Here is a 23997-nt window from a genome sequence, read left to right on the forward strand (position 1 = left end):
CATGGGTTGAGAGCGTTATGGAATCAGGACACAAAACCTTCAGGTCATGGTCATCGTGTTTTACGTGTTAAGCCTTACCGTCAACATTCCGATGATTATTATAGCGAATCCAAATAAGTTCCAAAGAGGAAAATACAACAAATTCCGCGCGGTACAAGGCTTGAAGCAGCGGAAACTATTTGAAACGGCTATAAGAGAAACGTATACAACCTATTGACATGGTTTCGGCATTGTCGTAATCAAGTCTGCCGCGTGATCTATGAAACCGTTAATACCCTCCTTTAGTCCTAGCGCGACTCATACCTTTAGTGGAGCTTTGCGAGTGCTGATCGCTGATTCCTGTTTGCCGGATCAGACGAAACTTGAAAAAATCTTCGAACATCATGATGTGACCGTCCTCACATGTGGTCAGGGGGCAGAGGCTCTTCAACTGATTCAAGAAAATGCATTTGACTTTATTTGTGTCACCTTTCCATTAGATCAGACCACAGAAAAACGGTTTTTTGGCGGATTAAAGTTATCAGAATACAATCAGAGAACGCCGGTGTTTGTCTTTACCTCAAACGCCGCGCAAACTGTGAGTCCTGATCGACATGATGGATTAGTGCAGATGTTTTCCAAGCAAGACTTGAGTGGGTTTTTTCAATACATTACTGGTCTGATCGGGTTAATTCAAAAGAATTGTTTTTTTAAAGGGCGGATCTTGTATGTCGAAGGCAATTCCTCTGCTGCGAAGTCAATGAAAGATATGCTTCAGCGAATGGGCCTCACGGTCGTGCAATTTGTTTCCGCGCAGAAGGCCTATGATGCCTTCCTGCAAGAAAACTATGATTTGATCGTGGTCGCGATCGGAGACAAAAGTCCGTCACGAGATTTTGAATTGATCGAAGCGATTCGGTCTAGCCAAGGCGCGAAATCTCAACGACCGATTTTGGTGGTCGGTGGTTCCAAAAAAATCTCGTCGGTTCCTGACGCCTTAAAAAAAGGGGCGAATGATTTTGTGGGGAAGCTTGCCGTTGAAGAGGAATTGCAGTGTCGTGTCAGAAACCTTCTTCTCATTAAAAATCTTGCAGACAAAGTCGAGACTCAAGAACACGAGCTACGTCAATTGGTGATGACTGATGAGCTCACTTCTCTGTATAGTAAACCCTATCTGCTCAATGCTGGTAACCAGCGAGCTAATGAAGCCTATCGACATGGATATGCGTTCAGTCTTGTGCTGTTTGGGCTTGATCATTTTCATCTCATTAATGAGCGATATGGTCAAAGCATTGGAGATATGGTTTTGCAAGATGTGGCCAAAATGCTCAAGACCTTTTCAAGGAATGAAGATATTGTGGCGAGAACAAATGATGATGAATTTGCCCTTGCCTTACCGCACTGCAGTGAAGGCGATGCGAAGGCGAAAGTCGATCGTTTGCGTAGTTTTGTGGAAACGGCGAATCCAAGTGGTATTCCAATAACAGCAAGTTTTGGGGTTGTGAGTCTTCCTTCCAATTTCCCCTGTGACTTTGAAGACTTATTTTCTGCCGCCGATCGAGCCATGGCTCAGGCGAAGGTCGATGGCCGAAATCGCGCGGTAAAAAGCGAATTGGTAACTTCAGATTCTGGGCTTCTCAAGGTTGTGCTCAATCAATTAGTCTCTTCGTAATTTTCTTACCCCATTTTTAGACGGTTTTCTCTTCGCAATGGCTTTACCAGCCGTGGTGCGCTTTGCATCTCCGTGATATGTGCTAATACATTGCTTCAGTTTCGGGTTATGAACCAAATTCAAATATCTTGATCTGGGGTTTTTCTTCTCTGTGAATGTAATCAAAGTTTGTTGGGGACCCAGGACGGTATTTGGGGAACAGTTCAATGCCCGAGTGGGTCGTGCGGTTCGAGGATTTGGAGGATGGTGGAGTACGCCACTCTAATGCAGGTCGAGGTGGGATCCGCCAGGGTAACCCCGGTGATTGTGGTTTTCGCCATTCCGATGATTCGAGAATTGTCTCAGAGAAGTTTGAGCGGTAAGACTCTTCATCAGGAAGGATGACATGTTGGCCTGACTGTTCGATAATCCCTGCTGCAAAGAGAAGCGGGATGGCGAGCATTAGGCCGTAGAAGTATGGTGAGGACCATTGCACATGGCCGTCAAGACGGTCTGTCATTCTTTTACTCCAGCGTCTTTTCTCCAGTCCAATGACCTGAACCAATACTTATGAGCCGAGGTTAACCATGTATCGGCTTCACGAGCGATGATCCATGAATTCAAGAAATTTATGAAATCAGCATCGCCCTTGTTGACCGCAAAGCCTGCTTTTGTTGAGAGGAGTGGTTTCGATAAGGGCGTGTCCACCTTGTCCGGATGATCAAGAGCAAGAAAGGTGGGGAGCGGGTTGAGCTCAATATAGCCATGCACTTTTCCGGTGGTGATGGCACGAATGGCCTTTTGGCTGGTGAGAAACGTCTGAATCGTGGCATTGGGGAATACCCGACGAGCCAGGCCTTCCGATACAGTGTCTGTGACGACGGCAATGGTGCTGGCTGGTTGATTCAAATCTTTCAGGCTGGTAAAGGATTTGGTACGTTGGTGATTGGTGGCGAGTCCTATCCCAGATTCAACATACGGATGACTGAAATTCACCTTTAAGGCTCTTTGCGGAGTAATCACCATGCCCGCGATGATGATGTCGATGTCTTTATTGAGAAGTGCAGGAAGAATGTCGTGCCAGGCCAGTTCATGGAATTTAGGTTCGACTCCCATGTCGTTAGCCAATTTCTTGGCAATATCAATTTCAAATCCGACGAGTTCTCCCTGAGAATTTTTCAATGTCCAGGGTGTAAACAACGAAACTCCGATGTGTAATTGACCCTTTTTGAGGACTGTTTGAAGTGTGCTGGAATGTTCAGGATGAGAATGCTTGGATTCGGCGATTGCCGGAGCATTCATGATACAGATGTAGATGACGAGTAAGAGGAGAGTTCCGAATATCTGTCTGCCGTGGTGATGAGTTTTCATAGTTCCGCCATGATGAATGGTTATAGGTGAGCGATAGTTGAATGTACCATAAACTCTTCGAGTCTACGAGGGTTTAGTTGGTAAGAACAAAATCAGGATTTGCTTGGAAATAGGTAGGACCTATTGGAAAGGAATGATGTGTGATGAGTGATAGTGGAGGTACGTTTCAAACGAATGCGGTTGCGATTCTTGGGACCGGTTCTGATGTCGGAAAAAGTCTCGTGACGGCTGGTCTCTGTCGATTGTTATATCGAAGGGGACTAAAGGTTGCACCGTTTAAAGCACAAAATATGTCACTCAATTCTTTTGTCACACTTGAAGGCGGCGAGATGGGACGAGCGCAAGTTCTTCAAGCCGAAGCCTGCGGGATACAACCTCACGTGGATATGAATCCCATTCTGCTCAAACCTCAGACGGATCAACAATCGCAAGTGATCGTGCATGGAGCAGTCTGGAAGACTCAAGAAGCGAAGGAATATTTTGGCAATAAGACTGCATTATTTGAATTAGTGAAAGCCAGTTATGATCGGCTTGCTGAACAATATGAGGTGATCGTCATTGAAGGAGCGGGGAGTGCCGCGGAAATGAATCTACGCGATCGGGACATCGTGAACTGGCCGGTTGCAGAAATGGCTGACGCTGTGGTGGTGTTAGTGGCGGACATTGATCGGGGTGGGGTGTTTGCGCAAGTCATCGGAACCATGGATTTGCTTGCACCACAGGAGCGGGAGCGCGTAATTGGAATTATTATCAATAAGTTTCGTGGGGATGCGACACTCTTTGAAGATGGTGTGAAAATGATTGAAGCGCGAACGGGTGTTCCAGTGTTAGGAGTGCTGCCATATCTTCGAAATCTTGAACTTGATCAGGAAGATAGTGTCGATGTTGACCGATGCCAACTCACGCCTTTTTCTTCAACGACGATCAATGTTGCCGTGTTGTTGTTGCCGCATATGAGTAACTTTACAGACTTTAATCAGTTGGCAGCGGAATCTGATCTTGCGCTTCGATATGTAAGGAACCCCAAAGAATTAGATGGGGCAGATGTGGTAATTATTCCTGGAACGAAGACCACCATTGCTGATCTGGAATACTTGAAAAACGAAGGGTTTGAGTCGGCGGTGAAAAGACAGTTACGGCATGGGTCTGAAGTGGTGGGGATCTGTGGTGGCTTTCAAATGTTAGGTGCCCGGATTGCTGACCCGCAAGGAGCCGAAGGCGGAGACGAGACCAATGGTTTGGGGCTGTTAGATATGCAGACAACCCTGCTGTCAGAGAAAAAGACGGTTCAGGTTCATGCTCGACCTTTGATTCATGATTCCTTCTCTGACTGTCTTATCACAGGATATGAAATTCATATGGGTATGACTGAAATGAAAGGCCTTCAGCCATGTTTTGAAATTCTCTCTCAAAGTACAACGGTATTTGATGGAGCCTGTCACGAAGACGGGAAAGTATGGGGAACATATATTCATGGAGTGTTTGATCAACCAAGTTTTCGTAGGAAGTGGCTGAATCAGGTCCGTGAACGCAAGGGACTCGGTTTAATTGATCTGTCAGTGTCAGTGTTGGTATCTCAACGGTTGGCCAATGCCCAAGATCGATGGGCTGACCACGTCGCCAAGCACGTTAACATGGAGCCGATTATTTCGAGTCTCCGACTCACATAATGTTTCACGTTGCCCAGAGGCTTGAGATGCGGGGCAGTCCTGTTGTGTTTTTCTATCGTAGCATGGCTAGATTAACCAGTTTTGATCTCCAGAGTCATGCTCCGGTGTTAGACCCGGTTGGGACTTTCTTCATGAGTTCAGCAATCGCTTCTTCTTCAGTCTGATAACAAAGAAACACCTGATCGAGGCGTGTCATTCTGAGGAGGGTCTCAACATTTTTTCTGATCTCGCATAAAGCAAATTCGCCTTGCTTCTTACTGGCCTTATATACGAGAGCAAATATTCCAAGGGCACTGCTATCAATCATGCTGACTTCATTCATGTTTAGCAAGATATGCGGTGGTCCAGTTTTCAGTAGTTCAAATACTTGCTTTTTGAATTCGTTTGCAATGACGCTGTCTAGCCTAGGTTCTCCAATTGTGATAACACGAACTTGATCAACGGTTTTTTCTTGCAGATGCATAGCTCTCCTCATGCTCATTATGGAACGGAAGGATTTCCCTTTGTACACGTATTTCATCGGTGTTCTAGAGGAGGGACTTAAGATAGGCTTGATACAAAAAATGCTGGACTCGGGAAATGAGGTCAGGCTCAAATACTTTCTCAATCTACGAACTCACATGAGACATCAAAAACGAGCCGAGAGGGCCGGCGAGGACGGGGCCGAGGATGACACTAATCTGTGGTCATTGAACACAGAGGGAGATCGACTCCAAGATTCAACTCTGAAGCGTTTGAATTGCAGATATGCAGGTTCTTATAGGAAGTCTACAGTGTAGGCTGGTAACCCTAGAGGGTGCATGGTGGCATACTGACTAAGGGCCTTGGCAATTCGACCAAATTGATCACCAGGATAACTATACGGCACGATTAAAACCCCATAGTGGGCTTGTTGCGTATGATAAGCATTGAGGGTTAGTACAATGAAGTCATTCCGATTTCTGGTGACTAAGCACCGCTTCTGTTTAGTGGCTATTTCAAGCTGTTGGAAATCAGAAAAACCCTCAGCCATGACTTCATGAGCACTGATTGTATCGATGTCTTGAGCCCGAAGTCGTTCAGCAATTTTTTGACTAAGATCTTCATCAAGGTAAAACTTCATGTCCGATTTATGGCTAACGAGGGGTGTTGTGTCGCCAAGTGTTTTTTTGTCCACTGTTCATTGGATGAAATTAGTTCGTCAATTTCCTGTGGGTAGGCGGTGTAATAACCAAGGGCTGCACGTACCTGTGTGGGTTGTAACCAATGATAGGCTTTTGTGAGGCGAGCATCGTCATGATTAAGACTGTTGTAGGTTGAGATGATCTCCCAAATTTCAAGACCGGTACCAGCAAGATGTGCTCTGCGTCCTGACGGTCCATCAACAAAAACAATGCCCGGGCAGCGACGCATTTTCACGGCTTCACCCACGAGTTCGTTCACCATCGAAGAGAAGTCTCGGCCTGAAGCTTTGGCCATTTCCTCAATTGGTTTAGCCATCTCTTTGGGCATGCGCAGGCTTTTTTGTATCGTGGTCATAGATGTACCTCTTTAATTGAATGACGAAAGATTACCATAGATTACAACGTATGACAATTATATGCAACATGGACAAGAATGCCTAATGTTCTTTTATTGTACAAGTGCATTGATGAATGCGATTTTTCACGACCTTCAGATATGTGACGGCGATTGAATGTTTTGAGATGATCTACGAACTCACATGAGACATCAAAAACGAGCCGAGAGGGCCGGCGAGGACGGGGCCGAGGATGACACTAATCTGTGGTAATTGGTCGCCCAGCGTGATCGAAAAATGGTTGTCCTGGAGCCATCTCTGGGGATCTTGGATGGTCCCGGCACGTTGCGCCTGTTCTGCAAAATTTCGGGCTTTAGAGCTGAGATAACCGGCGGCTGGGCCGTAGGTGGTAATTAACATGAGTGTAAACGTTGCTCCCCAGAACATCGTGACGGAGAGTGTGGCTCCCGAGAGGGCCGACTGTTCAGTCGGATCAAGAAGTAAGCCGGCCGGCCATCGAAGCCAGGCACTCATATGGAGAATGCCGCCGACCAACAATGCCGACCCTGCGTTCAGAACGCCTTTTAGGTGCCGCATTTGGGTTGTCAGGTGTTTGAGTTCATCACCATCTTTTTCAGAAGATGGTGCCAATGTGCTCGAAGCCGCAAGCAGGACAATGCAGGGAACAATCACGGCTAAAGTATTTGCGAGTGCTAGAAGAACGTCTATCCGACCTAAAAAAGCGGTTGTATAAAACCCCGTGGCTTGAAGTGTGGAAAAGCTAAAGTGATAAATTAACTCGAACATGGAATTTCGGCTCATGGCGCTGTAGAGCAGACTGAGAATGCCCAGCATGATCAGCGCTCCACCAATCGCTTTGACCATGATCAGACGTCGGCCGGAATGCGAACGGTAGATGATGGTTCCACATAGCACGGCGGCATATAGGCAAACCACAAGATTGACGGCGGTTGTCGCAAACCAAATATATCGTGTCTTCATTTCGATCAGTTGGAAGGACAACGCGTTGAGGTCTTGTGCTGCGATATGCGATCCAATAGTGGTTGGTAGTTTGGTGACATTCGTATTGAGGCTTAATTCAAAAAGAATGGTAGCAAGGAGATAGACGAAGATTGGTGGAAATAGCAGTAAGAGGTAACCATGTTTGGTGAGAAATATCGATGTGGAGGATATGGGCATAGGGTATGTATAGAGTGTCGGAAATTTCAAGGAAGGTCAAGGCTTTTCTGTCTTGTGAGTCTGATAAGGTCGGTCTTATTTTTGTGGATATAGGGTGTAATCAATGGAACAGTCTGAGCGGTTTAAGTTTCCGCCATAGAAATATGTCAAGTTGACAATGCTTGAACTTCTCCCCTACAGTCGATTCCAACATACTACAGAGTGGATGAAGGGAAGTGGGTGTAAGTCCCACGTGGTCCCGCCGCTGTGACTGGGCTATAGCCGCTTCAATTAACTTCCACAGCTTGAAATGTTTTATGACGCTGTGGCAGTCAATAGAGTTTGACTGGAAATTAGTTGGATTCGCTATAGTCTCGGAAGCCAGAGTACTTCACCATTCAATGACCTTCTTTCCCTCGTGGGCTGGGGAATGGGTGAGGATGATGAAACGGGTGCAATCCTCAGGGTCTCTTAGGCCTTGGGGATTTTTTATTTCGTGATTGGCCAAAACATTTGTCACATTTTCGCAGGCCTCTTGTGTTGTGCCATGATGTGGGGTTGGAGTGTTCCCCCAGTTATTGCTTTGGATGAAACCTCTATGAAACGACGTCAACAAGGCATTTTGACTGGGATGCCATTTATGGCCAATCTGGCCCCTCGGACTTTCCTTGATGATATGGGGCGGAAGTTGTTTCTCGCCAAGCACCCCAAGCGCATTATTTCTCTTGCTCCTAGTATCACTGAAATTCTTTTTGCCATTGGTTTGGATGATGAAATTGTTGGAGTCACGGAGTTTTGCGATTACCCTGAGCGAGCCAAAGATAAAACCATTGTTGGCTATGCTCAGCCTAATATTGAGTTAGTCGTCTCACTGCAACCTGATCTGATCGTCGCTCCAAAATCATTTATGCGGGCGGACTTACTGAAAAAACTTGAGCAATTGAAAATCCCCACGTTTATTCTTGAGCCCCATACGGTAGAAGAGATTATGGCCCATATTAAATTATTGGGTCGCATGGTTGGTCGATCGGACGCTGCGAATGAGCAAACAACCACATTGCGCAAGCAAATTGCCGAACTTTCAGGCCAATTAAAAGGTCGTGAACGTCCGAGTTTGTTGTATGTCTTAAACTCTGAACCGCTCATCACAGTGGGGCCAGGGAGTTTTATCCATCATTTGATTGAATTGGCTGGCGGACGGAATGTGGCGGAAGAGGCAAAAACGCCCTATCCTCGTCTGACCATGGAAGAGGTGCTGAGGCAGAATCCGGATATTCTGCTATTTCCGGTTGGTCAGTCCGAGGGCATCTCGCAAGCTGAACAAGACCGATGGAAGCGCTGGACGACGCTCATGGCTGTGAAAGAACAGAAACTGTTTCAAGTGCAAAGTGATCTGCTCAATCGTCCAGGTCCACGGATCATTGAAGGCTTGAGGCAATTGGTTCGATTTCTTCATCCCGATGTGTTGGAAGAACCCATCGCAAACGAATAATATCTTTTCAGGTGTGTCATGAGACCACGACCAATATTAGGTATGATGACCGTTATCGCGGAGTCATGATGAATCGACTGTGGGTTTGGTACATAGTGATGGTGTTTGCAGGTTGTACGACAACGGGGAATCCTTCTGTGAATAATGAAGAGGTCACCAAGCAGGTCATTGCAGGAAAAACCACGAAGGCTGAAGTCAGTCAATTATTAGGGGCTCCGTATCTGACCTATGAGTCGTACGAATTGGGAAAGGCTGTAGAGATATGGTCATATGCCTTTTCATCAATAGAATCGAATCCCGCGTTGTATATTCCTATCGTTGGACTTTTAGCTTTGACGTCAGACGAGGCGATTACCTCTCGCACGAAAGGGCTAAGTGTCAGCTTTAATGAGCAAGGGACTGTTCACCGGTTGGCCAGAATCAACTATGACAGTCAAATTGGGGGAGAGTAGCCACCAAGAGAGTCTGTTGTGACGTAATGTCAGTGAAGCCCACCATCGAGACTTCCCCTTTGCTCGCGTCTCCGTCGTCAGAAAAGATGGCACCTTCTGTCCCTGGCCAACTGGATCGACGGCAGAGGGCTATCGTATTTCATTCATTAACCTTCCGTCGTTGGTTAATGTGGTTGGGTGTCTTTCTGCTTCTGGCCGTGATGGTGTTGCTGGGATGCCTTCGATATGGAACAGAAGTCATCGAATTTTCACGGATCTTCCATATTATGATGCAGGGGGTGACCTCAGTTTCCTCACGCAGTGTTGAAGCTGACCCAACCAATGTCATTCTGCTGCATGTCCGGCTGCCCCGTCTCTTGTTAGCCTTTTTCGTGGGTGGAAGTTTGGCCGCAGTCGGTGTCTCTCTGCAAGCGTTATTGCGAAATCCTCTGGCCGATCCGTTTGTGCTCGGGATTTCAAGCGGGGCGGCGCTAGGGGCTGCCATTGCGCTCTTATTCGGAGTGGGTGCATCGATGTGGAGTCTCTCAGCCCTGCCAGTCTGTGCGTTTATTGGCGCGGTTGTTTCATTGTTGATTATTTATCGAATCGCGGCCACGCAATATGGGTTTTCGATTTATACCTTGTTGTTAGCAGGCGTGGTCCTCAGTGCGATTTTTTCCGCACTCATTACGTTTCTCACCAGTGTGGCTGACCCGAATCGAGTGTTTGGTATGCTTGCCTGGCTGATGGGGTCACTCACTGGTCCAGATTATCCGACCTTGGGTATTTTGACATTCTATCTCGGCATCGGGTTTGTGGTGTTGGGATCTCAAGCACAGTCACTGAATCTATTGACCCTCGGTGAAGAAGCCGCACGATCACTGGGAGTAGAAGTTGAGCGAGTGAAGAAATTAGTATTCTTTGCCACGGCTTTGATGACAGGAGCGGTGGTGGCATTTAGTGGTCTGATCGGGTTTGTGGGGCTCATCGTGCCCCATGCGGTTCGTCTGGCGTTGGGAGCCGATCATCGTCTGTTACTTCCTATTGCCGGGTTAACTGGCGGAATTTTCTTGATGGTCGCGGATACAGTGGCCAGAACGCTCTTCAGTCCGGCTGAGATCCCTGTTGGGGTTGTGACCGCACTTGTAGGTGGACCGGTTTTTCTTTATCTCTTGATGAATCGTCGAGCGCAATTAGTCACATGATGAAACTCAAACATCTTCCTGCGACTCCAGCCTTCTCTGTGCGGGATATCACCTATCGTTATCAATCACGCTTTGCAAAAAACCCTGAATCGGTCTTAACGGAACTAAGCTGTACGATTGAAGCAGGTAGCCTCATTGGAATTCTTGGCCCCAATGGATCAGGAAAAAGTACATTACTCAAACTTTTGGCTCGAGTTTTTTCGGCTCAAGATGGAACGATTGAGCTATTTGGACAAGATATCCTGAAGCTCTCTCAGGCTGAGATTGCTAAAACCGTGGCATTTGTTCCGCAAGAAACACAACAGATCTTTCCATTTACGATTGGCGAGATGGTTCTAATGGGTCGCTTTCCTCATCATGCAGGGGTGGGCGGCTGGCATTGGGAAGATCCCGCAGATTTAGCCATTGCAGAAATGGCCATGCAAGATCTTGATGTGGCGCATCTGGCTGATCGACTCATCACCGATGTGTCGGGAGGTGAACGGCAACGAGCGATCATTGCGCGTGCTCTCGCGCAAGACCCGAAAATTTTACTGCTGGACGAACCGACCGCATTTTTAGATCTGCATCATCAATTGGATATTGCCAGAATCCTTCGACGGTTGAATCAAGCGCGGAACCTCACGGTTGTTCTCGTCTCGCATGATCTCAATTTAGCCAGCCAATATTGTGAGCAGTTAATGCTCTTTAATCATGGTCATATTGTGACGACAGGCACGCCAGAAGAGGTCATCAGTCCTGATGTTTTAGAACAGGTGTATGGGTGCGAGGTGTTGGTTGATCGTCATCCGCAATCAGGCATGCCGAGAGTTTCATTGCCCGTATAAGAATTCGTCTCTCGTGAAACGTCTCTTGTCTCGTTTCGTCTACTGCGAGAGACGAACGACAAGAAGCTCGTTACAGTTTTTTCGTTAATGAGTTAATAAAAAGAGGAGGGAACATTTAAAGAGCAGTGTTCGTTGTGAAGGGGAAGCTGGTGAAAATCCAGCACGGTGCCGCCACTGTAAGCGGGGAGCAACTCTACTACAAGGCCACTGTGGATGCTTGATCCATGGGAAGGCGTAGAGACGCGATGATCCGTAAGTCAGGAGACCCAACTGTCCAGTCATTCCATAATACCCTTCGTGCTAAAGGGAGGTCGGTTCATGTATTCTCGTTATCATCGATTAATTATTTGTGTCTCAGTTTTCCTGTTTTGGAGTCTTGCCGTTTTCGTTCCTACGATTCTGCTCGCCGCAGATGAGCCTCAACTCGAGGATGTTCAACAGCTAGAACCCGTGGTCGTCAGTGCCACCAAAACCCCAGTGCCACTCAGTCATATCACGAGTGCCGTTGAAGTTATTACGGCGGAAGACTTTCTGCGTCGTAACGATCGGACCCTTGTTGATGCTCTTGGATTGAGTCAAGGCGCAGCGATAGTTTCCACTGGTGGATTTGGCGCAACTTCCACGTTTCGAATTCGCGGCGGAGAATCCGGGCAGACCTTGGTGCTCATTGATGGCGCCATTATTAACAGTGCCACGACAGGAAGTGCGAATCTAGGTACGTTGACCACGGACAATATTGAATCGATTACTGTCCTCCGAGGGGCCCAGAGCATGCTGTGGGGATCGGACGCCATGGGAGGCGTGGTTGATATTCGAACGAAACGGGGAGACGGAAAACCTGTGGCAAGAGTATTCTCGGAGTATGGGTCATTCAATTCTATTCGAGAGGGCGGAAGTCTTGCCGGACAGCTTGGACCGGTAGATTTTTCTGTGGCGTTGTCTCGTTGGGATATGAGTAAGTTTTCCTCAATCAATTTCCGTCGAGGAGCGGGTGAACGTGATGCCTTTCGAAACTGGCAGGGGTCTTCGTTGATTGGGGTGAACACGCCGTGGGATGGACGATTGGAGGTTTCGTTACGATGGGTTAATAACGATGTCGATATTGATAATCCGAGTACTATTGGCGGACCGTTTGATGTCTACAAAGCCAAGTCTACAAGCCGCCAGTATATCTACAGCGGGACGTATCATCAGCCAATCACAGATTGGTGGGATCAAAAAATTACGGTGTCACAAGCTCGAGAGACTGGGATCACCCAAGCAGGGACGAATCGGCTCAGTCTCACGACGGGACTCAGGAGTATCCCTCCCGACTTTGGGAATTCGGATATTCGAACACGAAGTAATCGGATTGAATGGCAAAGTAATTTTCATATCGGAGACCCGCTGATTGTGACCGTGGGATATCAGTTTCGAGAACAACTCGGGAAAAACAAGGGCAGTTTTGCAGAGAAAATCGTTTCAAGTCATGCCGGCTTTGCGCAGGCGCAACTGAATGTGTTTGATCGATTTTTTGCGACGGCCGGAGTTCGTCAGGATGCACATAATACGGCCGGAGATAAGACGACCTATCGCGTGACCGGTGGGTATTTATTGAAAGAGACGGGGACGAAATTGCGGGCGAGCTATGCCACAGGGTTTCGAACGCCTGATATCAATGAACTATTTTTCCCGAATTTTGGCAATCCGGCATTAGTCCCAGAAACCAGTCAAAACTTTGATGTGGCAATCGATCAAACGCTGTTTGAGAAACGCATGAAGATGAGTGTCGGGTATTTTTGGAGTCGATATCGACAATTGATCGTCACCGCGTTTGATCCAGTCAGTTGTGCGCCGTTTACTGTATTTGGGTTTTGCGCGCAAAACATAGGAAGTGCGAGAGTGAAAGGCGTGGAGACAAGTCTAAACGTGGTCGTGGCTGAAGACTTGCCAGGTCTTAAACGAGTCAGTTTGGATGGCCAATATACCTATACCTCGACGAGAGATCTGATGACCGGCACGCGATTAGCGCGCTGGCCTGTTCACCAAGGAAGTGCGTCTCTGACGTATCAGCCCACGGAGCCGTTGAGTCTGACGGGTACCGTTCGCTATGTGGGGTCGAGGTTTAGTACGACAGGCAATCAACGTCCTCTCCCTGATTTTTATCTCTTCAATGTTTCAGCAACCTTCCACATGACTGACAATGTACAAATTTATACGCGTGTCGAAAATCTCGCTGATCGAAAGTATGAAGAAGTTTTATTCTATGGGACACCTGGTCGTTCAGTCTGGGGAGGTGTACGTGTGAATTTTGAAATTCCTGTATATTCTGAATCTTCTGAAAGTGAGTAAATCATGAATTATCCTCGATTATTGATTGCCGGGACGCAAAGCGGTGTCGGCAAGACGACGGTGACATTGGCATTGTTAGCCGCGTTTCGAGCAAAAGGAAAGCGAGTGCAGCCGTTTAAAGTCGGTCCGGACTTTATAGATTCGGGACATCACCGAATGGCCAGTGGGCGCGAGTCCCGAAATCTTGATGGCTGGATGCTTGACCAAACGATCAATCGAACGACATTTTTGAGGGCCGCTCACGATGCTGACCTCTCCCTTATTGAAGGGATGATGGGCCTCTTTGACGGGAGTTCTCCGGTGAGTGAGCGAGGCAGTGCGGTTGAGCAAGCGAAGCAACTCGGTATTCCTATTCTTTTGGTTGTCGATGCGAGTGCCATGGCTCGTTCGGCGGCGGCCATGGTGCATGGATACGCGACATTTGATCCCTCCCTTCAAATCAATGGCGTCCTGTTCAATCGAATCAAGCGCGATGGGCATTACAAACTCTTAAAGGATGCGGTGGAACAGGAAACGAAGGTGAAGGTCGTGGGCTATCTTCGTCCTGATCCTGAACTGACTATTCCCGATCGACATTTAGGTCTTCAAACAGCCATTGAGGGAAAGAATGAACATTTTTATACGAAGTTGGGCGAGTCTATCAGAGAGACGGTTGATTTGGATCTGATTGAACAACTGGCTCAATCAGTCTCTCCATTGAGCAGTCAAGAGGAGAGTGACCAGATACATATTACTGGTCAAACAACCAAACACACAGTCAAGATTGGTGTGGCCTATGATCCCGCGTTTTGTTTTTACTATCAGGACAATCTTGAATTGCTGCAAGCCGAGGGTGCGGAAATCGTGAAGTTTTCTCCTCTCAAGGATCACGAACTTCCCAATGTCGATATGCTCTATGTGGGTGGTGGGTATCCAGAAGTCTACGCCAGTCAATTAGCGCAGAATATGGAGATGCGAAATGCAATTCATGATTTTGCCGATCGGGGGGGACTCATTTATGCGGAGTGTGGTGGCTTGATGTATTTAGCTGAAGCATTGCGAGATTTCGATGGAACGGTGTATGACATGGTTGGTGTGATTCCTGGAGAGACGGCGATGAGTCGATCTCAGATGACACTTGGTTATCGCGAATTGACCTTGACGTGTCCTGGAATTCTTGGAGAACAGGGAATGAAGATTCGTGGTCATGAGTTTCACTATTCACGACTCCAGGCCAAGAATGCACTGGAATATGGCGGACACATTGCTGATTCGCAGGGACGAGATCGAGGCGGTGATGGGATCAGAGTCAAAAATGTCATGGCGTTGTATACGCATTTACATTTTGCCAGTAATCCTCAGGTGCCATCCGCACTGCTTCGAGCGGCAAAGGTCTGATCAGATGATGAAGATTGGCGAACGTCGGATAGCTGTTCTCCCTTTCACCGCAACTTTATTTCGTATGGTCGGTGGTGCGTTGTTGATACTCCTGGTGACCGCGAATGTCGGTTTTGGGAAGACGCTTCTGGCTATTGTCTCTGACCGTTCAGCCGCTGATCTTGCCGCCGGAGCTGATGAGTTTCATGAACGGCATCAATCTCATCAATTGGTGATTCGCTCGCACTCTCAATTTTCGACGATGAGTGATACGGAAGCACAATCATTGCTAAACCAAAGTGATGCGTTCTTGGCCGTGGCGACGTTTGGCGATGATGCGGTTCGATTGCAACAGTTACTGAGTAAATACCAGACAAAGCCCATACTGGCCATCAGTTCGTCTCCCTCGCTTGTCTCTCAGTCACGTGATCATCTTGGTCCGCTATTTCGTGGCATGAGCGCCGATGCCATCGAGGAGATCGGAAAAGCTCCACGAAAGGATCAGAGCGCCGTGGAGTGGATCAATGAACGTTCCACGAAATTTCCCCGTCAGAAGATTTGGATACAAGTCAAAGCGTATTGGCATGCTCGTGGTCAAACGAACCTCGCGAACATGATTGCGCTGTTATTCAAGACGGCGGGGGCTGAAATTGAAATCGATGTCGTCCGTTCTCGAGAGAATGTTCGCCTCTATCACCAGCATGTCTTGAAGAGGCCCGATGAGATTTCGTTAACACCCGAGAAGCCGTGGATGGCCATCATCGATCATGATCGTGGTGATAGTAAGGGGAATATTGATTTGATCAATCAATTGTGTGCGTCAGCCACTAACGAAGCGTTGGATTGTGTGGCCGTCTTTGCCTTGTGGGGGGAAAGCAGCACGCAAGCGTTAACATTGCTTGAGACATTACAAGCGAAGGCTCCCTTGGCTGGAATTATTTCGCTTCAGGATTTCGTGATAGGTGGGGGGGAGGGGCGTGAAATGGCCACCCAGGTCCTGTCGCGTCTGAATGTGCCGGTCTTCAAAGGACTTCGTCTCACTGACCGTACCCGTGACCAGTGGGAACTCTCAGAAGACGGCCTTCCGTGGAATTCCGTCCATTTTCGTATCGCCATGCCTGAGGTCCAGGGTGTTAGTCAGCCACTCGTTCTGGCGACCGCCACGAAATCTTGGATACATCAATTAACGGGGCTTCGTCTCAGTATCACACAACCGCTCGCTGAACAAACGGATCGGATGGTCAAGCGAGTGAACGCCTGGAACCGATTACGTATAACCTCTAATGCGAAAAAGCGAGTGGCCATTGTGTATTACAATCATCCACCAGGCCGACATAACATTGGAGCGGACAACCTTGATGTTCCAGCAAGTCTTTGGCACATCCTGACAAGGATGAAGGCGCAGGGCTATCACACCGGAAAGCTTCCACCTGATCCTCAAGCACTGCTAGACCTTATTCAAGAACGTGGGGTGAACCTGCCAGAGCAGGCAGATTCATTGCGTCAGATGTCCAAGCTCATTACGACGGTGTCTCCTGATAGATATCGAACCTGGTTTACGCAATTACCTGATCCCTTGCAAGCTGAAATGGAGCACGGCCCGTTAGGGTATCTTCACGAACGGTTGCGAAGTGCGATTGACTCAAGTGAGCGGGAGCTTGCCGTCAAAATTTTGGAATCGGTCATGGGAAATGTACGGTTTGTTCTTGATGGAGCGACCCATGCGAGTCGAGATCGGGCCAAAGATCTTTTAGCTCAACTGGAGAAAGAATATCGTAGGCTGATAGACGGTGGAACAGACTGGAGTCAGGCGAGCAAGTTGAATCAGGCTGTTCGTGACACCTCGATAGAAGGATTGCGAGGATGGGGGACGATCCCAGGGCGCGTCATGGTTCATGAGCAACAGCTGCTCATTCCTGGAATACGTTTTGGAAATGTGTTCATTGGGCCACAACCTCCTCGAGGTTGGGAATTGAACGAAGAACTCTTGCATGCCAATACGACGTTTCCTCCTACGCATCAATACCTGGCGTTTTATGCCTGGCTTCGTGAAGAGTTTCAAGCTGACGGCATCATTCATTTAGGACGGCATTCAACGTACGAATTTCTTCCACGGCATAGCACTGGCGTCGGTCTGCTTGACTACTCTTGGCATATTGCGGGAGAGACGCCGGGTGTGTATCCCTACATTGTTGATGGTGTGGGTGAAGGTATTCAGGCCAAACGTCGGGGGCTTGCGGTCATGGTGAGTCATTTAACCCCGCCGTTAAGTACGACAGAGCTGTACGATGATCTTCTAGGACTTCGGCAATTGGTCGAAACATTTGAGGCGGCGGATCCTGACCCGGCTTCACCCGCGCGCATTCGTTCAGTGGCCGCCATTCGGGAACGGATTGACGGACTGAATTTACGTGATGAGCTTGCCGTCAGCATGGCTGACGAATTAAGCATTCGAGGGATACGTTTTGAAGAAGTCGATGATGATCTTCTTGTGCATGAAACCGGACATTATCTGACCAAACTACAGGAAAACTATATGCCACTGGGCCTTCATGTTTTTGGGAAAGATTGGACCGCGCAGGCGGTCAATATCATGATGGCCTCCATCGTGGGAGATACCGAAGAAAGACAAGAGGATGTGGCCCGACGACAGGATCTCGTAGATTCACCGAAAGAAGAGCGACGATCACTGTTCAATGCCTTAGCTGGTGGATTTGTTTCGCCGGGAAAGGGGAATGATCCGATCCGAACCCCTGAGGTCTTGCCAACAGGTCGAAATTTTCATGCACTTGATGGCAGTCTTTTGCCCACACGATTGGGTTTTGCTTTAGGAAAGGAACTTGCGATCAAAGCACGATTGGAGGCCCCAGCTTCAAAAGATGGTAAGGAAGCCGTGATTCTCTGGGCATCCGATGCGGTACGTGATGAAGGTGCGATGGTGGCCTTTGGGTTGAACATGTTGGGTATTGAGCCAGTGTGGAACAGCCGAGGGATCTTGACCTCGATTCAACGTGGGGTGTTGGCGAACAAGGAAGAGCGACGCGATGTGGTTTTTGTGACGTCTGGATTGTTTCGGGACTTATATGGGGCGCAGTTGGAATGGTTAGACAAAGCAGTGTTGTTAGCGCTCGATGGGGCGAGCGAGACGATTCGACGTCAATACCCGTCGCTTCGTTCAGCTCTCGAGGCCGCGTTGGAACCCTTAGGTCCACTAGCTCACGGTGGCAACGAACGGCTTCAGCAGAACCGAGTGGCTGCACAATGGGTGAAAGAGGCCACCACATTACTGGCAACAGGTGCGTTGGCGAAGGCCGCTGGACGCGAGGCAAGTTTGCGAATATTTGGAACAGCCCCGGGGTCCTATGGAGCTGGCGTCAATACTTTAGTGGAACGGTCTGGTGCCTGGGAGGACAGAAAGGAAATTGCTCAGGCCTACCTGAACCGGATGGGCCACGCGTACGGTGTAGATTATCGTGGAGAACGTATGCAAGACCGCTTTCAATCAAACTTGAAACAGATTGAACATACATACTTAGGCCGTGCCAGCAATCTGTACGGCTTGTTAGATAATAATGATGCCTTTGACTATTTGGGTGGATTAAGTCTTGCCGTCGAAAGCCTGACAGGGACTCCGCCGAAGGCGCGTATCGTACAGCATGCGGATCCGAAACATGCCACGTTGGTCAATTTGGATGAAGCCCTGATGACCGAGCTTCGTGGGCAATTTCTCAATCCTGTCTGGTTGGGAGCGTTAATGAAGCATGATTATGCCGGCGCTCGCACAATGGGGAGTGAGTTTCTTGAGTATCTGTGGGGTTGGCAAGTGACGAACCCCGAGATCATCTCGAGTGCGATGTGGGATGAGGTGAAGTCGGTGTACCTGGATGATCGCTATGACCTCGGCCTCGATTCGTTTCTTGAACAAAGTCATAATGTGCATGTCAAGACCAATATGCTGGCGGTGATGCTTGTGGCCGCGCAAAAGGGTTTTTGGAAAGCGGATGAACGCACCTTGAACGAACTGAGTGCACAACTCACCGATTTAATCATTCAACATGGGTTGCCAGGAAGCGGTCATACTCGACCAGATCATCCAGTATTTGACTGGATGGCGAATCGTCTCGACGCCGGTCAATTGAAGGGGTTGCATGAGGTGTTAGCCCATGAACAGATTCCAGAGGTCGCTCAAGAAGAGAGCATGGCAACGATTGCTGAGATTGAGACGGATGAGGTCATGGCGAACCCGGATGACTCTCAACTGGAAGCGGCTAAGAATGTGATCGATGCGGCGGTATCGCATGTGTGGATTCTTCTAAGTCTAGCTGTTCTTCTCCTTTATCTTGGTATTCGGACAGGACGTGGTCAGCGTTGGGAGAAAACCTAATGTTCAGTGGCGTCACTATTACGGTTATGCATGACTTTGTGTCGGTTCTGTTGTATCCCATTATTTTCGGGTTGGGTCTTATGATGATGTTAGCGGTTTGGGAAATCGGCATCACGATTGGTGAACGGTTCTGGGGGTTAAAGGAAATTTCAACGGCGAGTGATCGCAGGAATTTCGAAAAGATTGCACGATGGCGAATCGAACGAACCGATATCTTAACCCGAGTGTCTCCAATGTTGGGATTGATGGGCACGTTGATTCCGCTAGGCCCAGGATTATCGGGATTAGGACAGGGGGATCTCTCAATTCTCACGGCTGCGGTTTCCGTAGCCTTTGATACCACCGTCTTGGGACTATTAACGGGCATCATTGGTTTTGTTCTTGGACGCGTTCGCCGACGCTGGTACGACGAGGTCTTCAGCGAGGTGGAGGAATGATGAGGAAATGGTTGTGAAGCGATCCGCATGGCGAACATGCCGATTCGATCTACAGGAAAATGATCCGTTAGGTCCACTGGCGAATTTGGTTGATATTATGCTCGTATTTGCGTGTGGTTTGATTGCCGCCCTTGCGGCCCTCAGCCCAGAACTGATTGAACGGCTGACTCAACCTCAAGTAGTTGAAAAAGGTCAAGAGCTTCCACAGGTTCCACCAGGGATTAAACGTATGGGGGAGGGATACGAGTCAATGGGACAGGTTTTTCGCGACCCCAAAACAGGAAAGTTGTATCTCATCGAAAGGAGTGGAACATAACGATGACAACCACTGAATGATGATAGCAGAATAATCCATCTGGTTGAGGGAAGATTGGTGAGAGTCCAACACTGTCCCGCAGCTGTAAAGGGAACGAAAGCCATGGAATACCACTGTCACATATTGACGGGAAGGTCTGGTGAGTAGGGGGCCCTAAGTCAGAAGACCTGGCCAGAAGAAAAAGTAATCCTCGTGGAAAGGGATATGGATGAAGCGAGCAGTCAAAATTTGTATTACCGCTATGGTCTTGTCGGTGATGGCTTCAGTCGTCTGGGGAGAGCAACCTGACAGTGCTCAAAAAAAACAATCGGATCAACCTCTTCAGTTAGATGAAGTTGTGGTGATGGGACAAGATCTTCGCTTCACAGGCCCTCCTTCAACCAGTAGTCGGCTCGGGCTCACACCATTCCAGACGCCGGCGTCTGTTCATATTATTGATAATGTAGAGTTAAAACAGAAGGGCTATCCATCTTTGGCCGAAGCCGTCGAGACAGTTCCCGGAGTCATCTGGGGTGATCCCCCTGGTCAACCGTTTAGTTTTTCAATGAGAGGATTCACGGTCAATCAAATCACGGTGTTACGTGATGGAATTTGGCTTGGCCCGGCCTCGATGGTCGGTCGACCACAGAATGGGTTTAATCTGGACCGGATTGAACTGTTGAAAGGTCCCGCCTCCGTCTTGCATGGACAAGGCGCCATTGCTGGAACATTGAATATGATCACGAAGCGTCCGCGTTTACAAGAAGAACGTTCGTGGATAATGTTGACCGCCTATGGCCGTTACAACTCAATTAAACTGGGAATCGGAACAGCCGGCTCATTGAGTAACACCGTCTGGTATCGAGCGGATTTCAGCCAGACTTCTTCAGATGGATATGTGGAAGATGCCGATTCGCGATCATTGAATGGTACAGGGGCACTCCTCTGGAAGCCTCTTGAAGAATTAGAGATCACCCTTGGCTTTGATTACTTAGAGGACTCCCTGCCAAATTACTGGGGCACACCGCTGGTCTCAGGTACATTCGGGACCAATCCCCTTAAGGGTGTCGTCAAGACGACAGATGGTCGAACGCTCGACAAGCGAACACGATTTCAGAACTTTAATATCTCGAATGAGAAGGTGGCTTCACAGCAATATTTTACAAATCTTGATGTGAAGTGGACGTTGACTCCTTCATTCTTGTTACGCAATACGTTTTACTATTTTGCCGCAAATCGTGAGTGGCGTAATGCAGAAACCTATACGTTCAATGCGGCGACGAATCTGATTGATCGTGATCGGTTTTTTGTGTCTCAAGAGCAAATGACCGTTGGCAACCGCACGAATGCGACCTTAAACAATACGGTAGCCGGAGTACCGCATACGGCGTTGGTTGGCGTAGACGTTAGCTATGTGGACTTTACACGAAGAAGCCGATTTTTTGGTAATGTCGATAGTGTCGATCCGTTTGACCCAAATCCTGGACAGTTTGCAAGCTTCGGACAATCATTTCTGAACCCAACAAAAATTACAACGGTTGCCGTGTATATCGAAGATACTCTCGAATTGACTTCTGATTTACGAGTTGTCGCAGCCCTACGTCAGGATTTCATTCGACTGAACCGGAACAGTTTTAATTTGGATGGTAGTGTGAATGCCGCTAATGCATTTGAACGGAATTTTCGACCATTGAGTTGGCGCCTGGGGGTTGTGTATGAATTCACCCCGTCGATTGTGACCTACGGTCAATGGACTTCAGGTGCGGATCCAGTTGGATCGAATATTTTTATCGTCAATGGCAATCAAGACTTTGATTTGACCAACGTGAATCAATGGGAAGTTGGGATAAAATCTCAATTCTTCGATGGACGGGCAGAAGTATTATTGGCCGGCTACTATATTGAACGGGACAATATTCTGGTGGCAATAGGGAGTGGGGGGCAGGTTGATAATGTTGGTAAGCAGCAATCGAGCGGGTTTGAACTCGAAGGAATTGTACGCCCAACGACCCAATGGAGCGTGGGGGCCAATACGGCTTATACCGTAGCTGAGTTTGAATCTTTCGGCAGCAATTCAGGAAATCGTCCCCCGAATGTGCCTAAGTGGGTCATGAATGCGTGGACACGGTATCGCAATGTGGCTGGTCTTCCGGTTGAGCTCGGCGGACGGTTTCGTTATGTCAGTGATCGATTTAACGATAATGCGAACACTGTGACCCTCACGAGTTATGAACTTGTCGATCTTCATGTTGCCTATCACAACGGACCGGTACGGATTTTGGCAAGAGTTAGCAATGTGTTTGATACCGCCTATGCCTACTGGGGGGATACCTTTTATCCTGATCAGGTCCTGTTGGGCTCTCCTCGATCATATGAATTGAATGCCCAAATTGACTTTTAACTTTTTCAAAACGTCGTGCCCATGTTTGTGATTCGTGTATTGCATCGTTGGATAGGCATAGTGCTCTGCCTGATGTTTGCTGCTTGGTTTTTCAGTGGAGCGGTCTTGATGTATCATCCTTTTCCTTCGTTATCGTCAACCGAACGTCAGGCGCACCGTGCGGTTATCGATATCTCTCGTATTTCACAGTCTCCCGGTAAAGCACTCCAGGCATCCGGTGTTCCCACTCCCACGCGTTTGCGAATGATCGACAGGGACGGAATGCCAACCTATATTGTTCATTCGCATGCAGGCTCGGTCATCCCCCTTAATGCCGAAACCGGGACAAAACTTCCTCTCATCACAGAGAGAGTTGCTGGTCGAATTGCGACTGCTTTTTATGGCCAGTCAGCTATGAATGTCGAAGGTCCTATTGAGTATGATCAATGGGTTGTTCATCAACAGTTTGATCCCTATCGACCGTTTTACCGTGTTGTCTTTACAGATCGGCACAGCACGGTTCTGTATGTTTCTGCCAGGACAGGTGAAGTCTTACAGAAAACCCAACGACAGGAGCGAGCGTGGAATTATGTCGGAGCGGTACTTCACTGGATCTATCCCACGATCTTACGTCGTCATTGGGCGCTTTGGGATCAAGTGTTGTGGTGGATGGCTCTTTTCGGTGTGATGACGACAATGGCGGGGTTGTGGCTTGGTGTGTGGCGATTGCGCCAAATGAAAAAGGTCGCAAATGCTCAGGGCTTCAGCCTTTTTCACGGATGGTTACGTGGTCATCATATTTTGGGACTCTTTGCTGGCGGGTTTGTCTTACCGTGGATTGTCAGTGGATGGTTATCGATGGATCACGGGCGCATCTTTTCTATCCCCATACCTACTTCACCTCAAGTCGAAAGCTTTCAGGGAGTTACAACTGAAGCTTTGGCTTCAGGGTTCACAAGTACGTCCCTACAGAATCTCTCGGATGCAAATGCTATAGAATTTTTAGCAGTCGGCGGCAAACCGCTCATTCGCGTCACAGGAAAGACGAGTCTCCAACTCTATGAGAAGTTGAACTCTGAAGATCTTAGACCTTTAACCTTGTCGAGGTCTGAGATCGTCAATGCCGTTCAGCAGGCTTGGCCTAAGTCAAAGGTGGCTCTGGTCCAAAGTCCAGAGAGCAACGATTTGTATGGGCGACTGAGAGCGGGTAGATTACCTCAACAGACATTGAGATTAAAATTAGATGATTCCTCTCAAACCTGGGTTCATATTAATAGGGAAACCGGTGAAATTGTCTCGGTCATGGATCAAAGCCGTCGAATCTACCGTTGGTTGTTCAATGGCTTACATAGTTTAGACGTGCCAGGGTTGGTTGAGAGGCGACCCTTGTGGGATATTGTCATGCTTTTTCTTTTAACGGTTGGGTTCATGTTTAGTGTCACGGGAGTCGTGATTGGATGGAGACGAGTGGCTCACGATTGGATTTCTTAAGAAATACCGGGTAATAGGTT

19 protein-coding genes and 2 riboswitches are annotated in these 23997 nt (G+C 48.2%); of the genes, 13 read left to right on the plus strand and 6 right to left on the minus strand.

Annotated features, from left to right (window positions below; genetic code table 11):
* The first annotated feature begins 259 nt into the window (after positions 1–259).
* A complete protein-coding gene (locus tag ACWQXP_RS02070; RefSeq protein ID WP_454061175.1) occupies positions 260–1651 on the plus strand; it encodes a diguanylate cyclase domain-containing protein in 1392 nt (463 codons plus the stop codon).
* 106 nt (positions 1652–1757) lie between these two features.
* On the opposite strand, the gene ACWQXP_RS02075 is transcribed toward ACWQXP_RS02070, so the two are convergent.
* Both ACWQXP_RS02075 and ACWQXP_RS02080 read right to left on the minus strand, forming a co-directional pair.
* Positions 1758–2150: a hypothetical protein gene (locus ACWQXP_RS02075; RefSeq protein ID WP_454061176.1), complete on the minus strand. Its 393-nt coding sequence runs from the start codon at positions 2148–2150 to the stop codon at positions 1758–1760.
* Positions 2147–3001, minus strand: a complete 855-nt coding sequence (locus ACWQXP_RS02080) for a transporter substrate-binding domain-containing protein (protein ID WP_454061177.1) — start codon at positions 2999–3001, stop codon at positions 2147–2149. Before ACWQXP_RS02080 ends, ACWQXP_RS02075 begins: the two co-directional genes overlap by 4 nt.
* Before the next feature lie 143 nt (positions 3002–3144).
* Between ACWQXP_RS02080 and ACWQXP_RS02085 the strand changes: the two genes are divergently transcribed.
* Positions 3145–4671 (plus strand): cobyric acid synthase, encoded by a 1527-nt coding sequence (locus ACWQXP_RS02085; protein WP_454061178.1) that lies wholly within the window; start codon positions 3145–3147, stop codon positions 4669–4671.
* Between the two features lie 94 nt (positions 4672–4765).
* On the opposite strand, the gene ACWQXP_RS02090 is transcribed toward ACWQXP_RS02085, so the two are convergent.
* The 4 genes from ACWQXP_RS02090 to ACWQXP_RS02105 all read right to left on the minus strand — a co-directional run bounded on the left by ACWQXP_RS02090 (position 4766) and on the right by ACWQXP_RS02105 (position 7369).
* On the minus strand, positions 4766–5134 hold the full coding sequence (locus tag ACWQXP_RS02090; RefSeq protein WP_454061179.1) for an STAS domain-containing protein: 369 nt from the start codon (positions 5132–5134) through the stop codon (positions 4766–4768).
* Between the two features lie 294 nt (positions 5135–5428).
* A complete protein-coding gene (locus ACWQXP_RS02095; RefSeq protein WP_454061180.1) occupies positions 5429–5773 on the minus strand; it encodes a DUF5615 family PIN-like protein in 345 nt (114 codons plus the stop codon).
* Positions 5770–6189, minus strand: coding sequence for a hypothetical protein (locus ACWQXP_RS02100; protein WP_454061181.1), 420 nt, complete (start codon positions 6187–6189; stop codon positions 5770–5772). The genes ACWQXP_RS02095 and ACWQXP_RS02100 overlap by 4 nt, the downstream gene beginning before the upstream one ends.
* A gap of 172 nt (positions 6190–6361) precedes the next feature.
* A complete protein-coding gene (locus ACWQXP_RS02105) occupies positions 6362–7369 on the minus strand; it encodes a hypothetical protein (RefSeq protein WP_454061182.1) in 1008 nt (335 codons plus the stop codon).
* 577 nt (positions 7370–7946) lie between these two features.
* Between ACWQXP_RS02105 and ACWQXP_RS02110 the strand changes: the two genes are divergently transcribed.
* From ACWQXP_RS02110 to ACWQXP_RS02160, 11 genes are all read left to right on the plus strand, one after another.
* A complete protein-coding gene (locus ACWQXP_RS02110; protein WP_454061183.1) occupies positions 7947–8840 on the plus strand; it encodes an ABC transporter substrate-binding protein in 894 nt (297 codons plus the stop codon).
* A gap of 65 nt (positions 8841–8905) precedes the next feature.
* A complete protein-coding gene (locus tag ACWQXP_RS02115; RefSeq protein ID WP_454061184.1) occupies positions 8906–9292 on the plus strand; it encodes a hypothetical protein in 387 nt (128 codons plus the stop codon).
* Positions 9293–9378: 86 nt separating this feature from the next.
* On the plus strand, positions 9379–10476 hold the full coding sequence (locus ACWQXP_RS02120; RefSeq protein ID WP_454061185.1) for a FecCD family ABC transporter permease: 1098 nt from the start codon (positions 9379–9381) through the stop codon (positions 10474–10476).
* Positions 10473–11303, plus strand: coding sequence for an ABC transporter ATP-binding protein (locus tag ACWQXP_RS02125; protein ID WP_454061186.1), 831 nt, complete (start codon positions 10473–10475; stop codon positions 11301–11303). Before ACWQXP_RS02120 ends, ACWQXP_RS02125 begins: the two co-directional genes overlap by 4 nt.
* Positions 11304–11399: 96 nt before the next feature.
* Positions 11400–11591, plus strand: a riboswitch (cobalamin riboswitch).
* 30 nt (positions 11592–11621) lie between these two features.
* Entirely contained in the window at positions 11622–13634 is a 2013-nt protein-coding gene (locus ACWQXP_RS02130) for a TonB-dependent receptor plug domain-containing protein (protein WP_454061187.1), read from the plus strand.
* 3 nt (positions 13635–13637) lie between these two features.
* Positions 13638–15011 carry a cobyrinate a,c-diamide synthase gene (locus ACWQXP_RS02135; RefSeq protein ID WP_454061188.1) on the plus strand — a complete coding sequence of 458 codons (1374 nt, stop codon included), beginning with the start codon at positions 13638–13640 and terminating at the stop codon, positions 15009–15011.
* A gap of 4 nt (positions 15012–15015) precedes the next feature.
* The gene (locus tag ACWQXP_RS02140; protein ID WP_454061189.1) at positions 15016–19374 is read left to right on the plus strand and encodes a cobaltochelatase subunit CobN; all 4359 of its coding nucleotides are present in this window, start codon (positions 15016–15018) and stop codon (positions 19372–19374) included.
* Entirely contained in the window at positions 19374–19811 is a 438-nt protein-coding gene (locus ACWQXP_RS02145; protein WP_454061190.1) for a MotA/TolQ/ExbB proton channel family protein, read from the plus strand. Before ACWQXP_RS02140 ends, ACWQXP_RS02145 begins: the two co-directional genes overlap by 1 nt.
* Positions 19812–19824: 13 nt before the next feature.
* A complete protein-coding gene (locus ACWQXP_RS02150) occupies positions 19825–20127 on the plus strand; it encodes a hypothetical protein (protein WP_454061191.1) in 303 nt (100 codons plus the stop codon).
* Between the two features lie 23 nt (positions 20128–20150).
* A riboswitch (cobalamin riboswitch) is annotated at positions 20151–20317 on the plus strand.
* Positions 20318–20335: 18 nt separating this feature from the next.
* Positions 20336–22507 (plus strand): TonB-dependent receptor, encoded by a 2172-nt coding sequence (locus ACWQXP_RS02155; protein ID WP_454061192.1) that lies wholly within the window; start codon positions 20336–20338, stop codon positions 22505–22507.
* Between the two features lie 21 nt (positions 22508–22528).
* Positions 22529–23977: a PepSY domain-containing protein gene (locus ACWQXP_RS02160; RefSeq protein ID WP_454061193.1), complete on the plus strand. Its 1449-nt coding sequence runs from the start codon at positions 22529–22531 to the stop codon at positions 23975–23977.
* Positions 23978–23997: the final 20 nt, after the last annotated feature.

The sequence above is a fragment of the Candidatus Nitrospira salsa genome, assembly GCF_965152625.1.

Bases quoted from the DNA above. Each gene is read 5' to 3' on its own strand.
- ACWQXP_RS02070 (WP_454061175.1), top strand. From the start codon at position 260: ATGAAACCGTTAATACCCTCCTTTAGTCCTAGCGCGACTCATACCTTT.
- ACWQXP_RS02075 (WP_454061176.1), bottom strand. From the start codon at position 2,150: ATGACAGACCGTCTTGACGGCCATGTGCAATGGTCCTCACCATACTTC.
- ACWQXP_RS02080 (WP_454061177.1), bottom strand. From the start codon at position 3,001: ATGAAAACTCATCACCACGGCAGACAGATATTCGGAACTCTCCTCTTA.
- ACWQXP_RS02085 (WP_454061178.1), top strand. From the start codon at position 3,145: ATGAGTGATAGTGGAGGTACGTTTCAAACGAATGCGGTTGCGATTCTT.
- ACWQXP_RS02090 (WP_454061179.1), bottom strand. From the start codon at position 5,134: ATGCATCTGCAAGAAAAAACCGTTGATCAAGTTCGTGTTATCACAATT.
- ACWQXP_RS02095 (WP_454061180.1), bottom strand. From the start codon at position 5,773: ATGAAGTTTTACCTTGATGAAGATCTTAGTCAAAAAATTGCTGAACGA.
- ACWQXP_RS02100 (WP_454061181.1), bottom strand. From the start codon at position 6,189: ATGACCACGATACAAAAAAGCCTGCGCATGCCCAAAGAGATGGCTAAA.
- ACWQXP_RS02105 (WP_454061182.1), bottom strand. From the start codon at position 7,369: ATGCCCATATCCTCCACATCGATATTTCTCACCAAACATGGTTACCTC.
- ACWQXP_RS02110 (WP_454061183.1), top strand. From the start codon at position 7,947: ATGAAACGACGTCAACAAGGCATTTTGACTGGGATGCCATTTATGGCC.
- ACWQXP_RS02115 (WP_454061184.1), top strand. From the start codon at position 8,906: ATGATGAATCGACTGTGGGTTTGGTACATAGTGATGGTGTTTGCAGGT.
- ACWQXP_RS02120 (WP_454061185.1), top strand. From the start codon at position 9,379: ATGGCACCTTCTGTCCCTGGCCAACTGGATCGACGGCAGAGGGCTATC.
- ACWQXP_RS02125 (WP_454061186.1), top strand. From the start codon at position 10,473: ATGATGAAACTCAAACATCTTCCTGCGACTCCAGCCTTCTCTGTGCGG.
- ACWQXP_RS02130 (WP_454061187.1), top strand. From the start codon at position 11,622: ATGTATTCTCGTTATCATCGATTAATTATTTGTGTCTCAGTTTTCCTG.
- ACWQXP_RS02135 (WP_454061188.1), top strand. From the start codon at position 13,638: ATGAATTATCCTCGATTATTGATTGCCGGGACGCAAAGCGGTGTCGGC.
- ACWQXP_RS02140 (WP_454061189.1), top strand. From the start codon at position 15,016: ATGATGAAGATTGGCGAACGTCGGATAGCTGTTCTCCCTTTCACCGCA.
- ACWQXP_RS02145 (WP_454061190.1), top strand. From the start codon at position 19,374: ATGTTCAGTGGCGTCACTATTACGGTTATGCATGACTTTGTGTCGGTT.
- ACWQXP_RS02155 (WP_454061192.1), top strand. From the start codon at position 20,336: ATGAAGCGAGCAGTCAAAATTTGTATTACCGCTATGGTCTTGTCGGTG.
- ACWQXP_RS02160 (WP_454061193.1), top strand. From the start codon at position 22,529: ATGTTTGTGATTCGTGTATTGCATCGTTGGATAGGCATAGTGCTCTGC.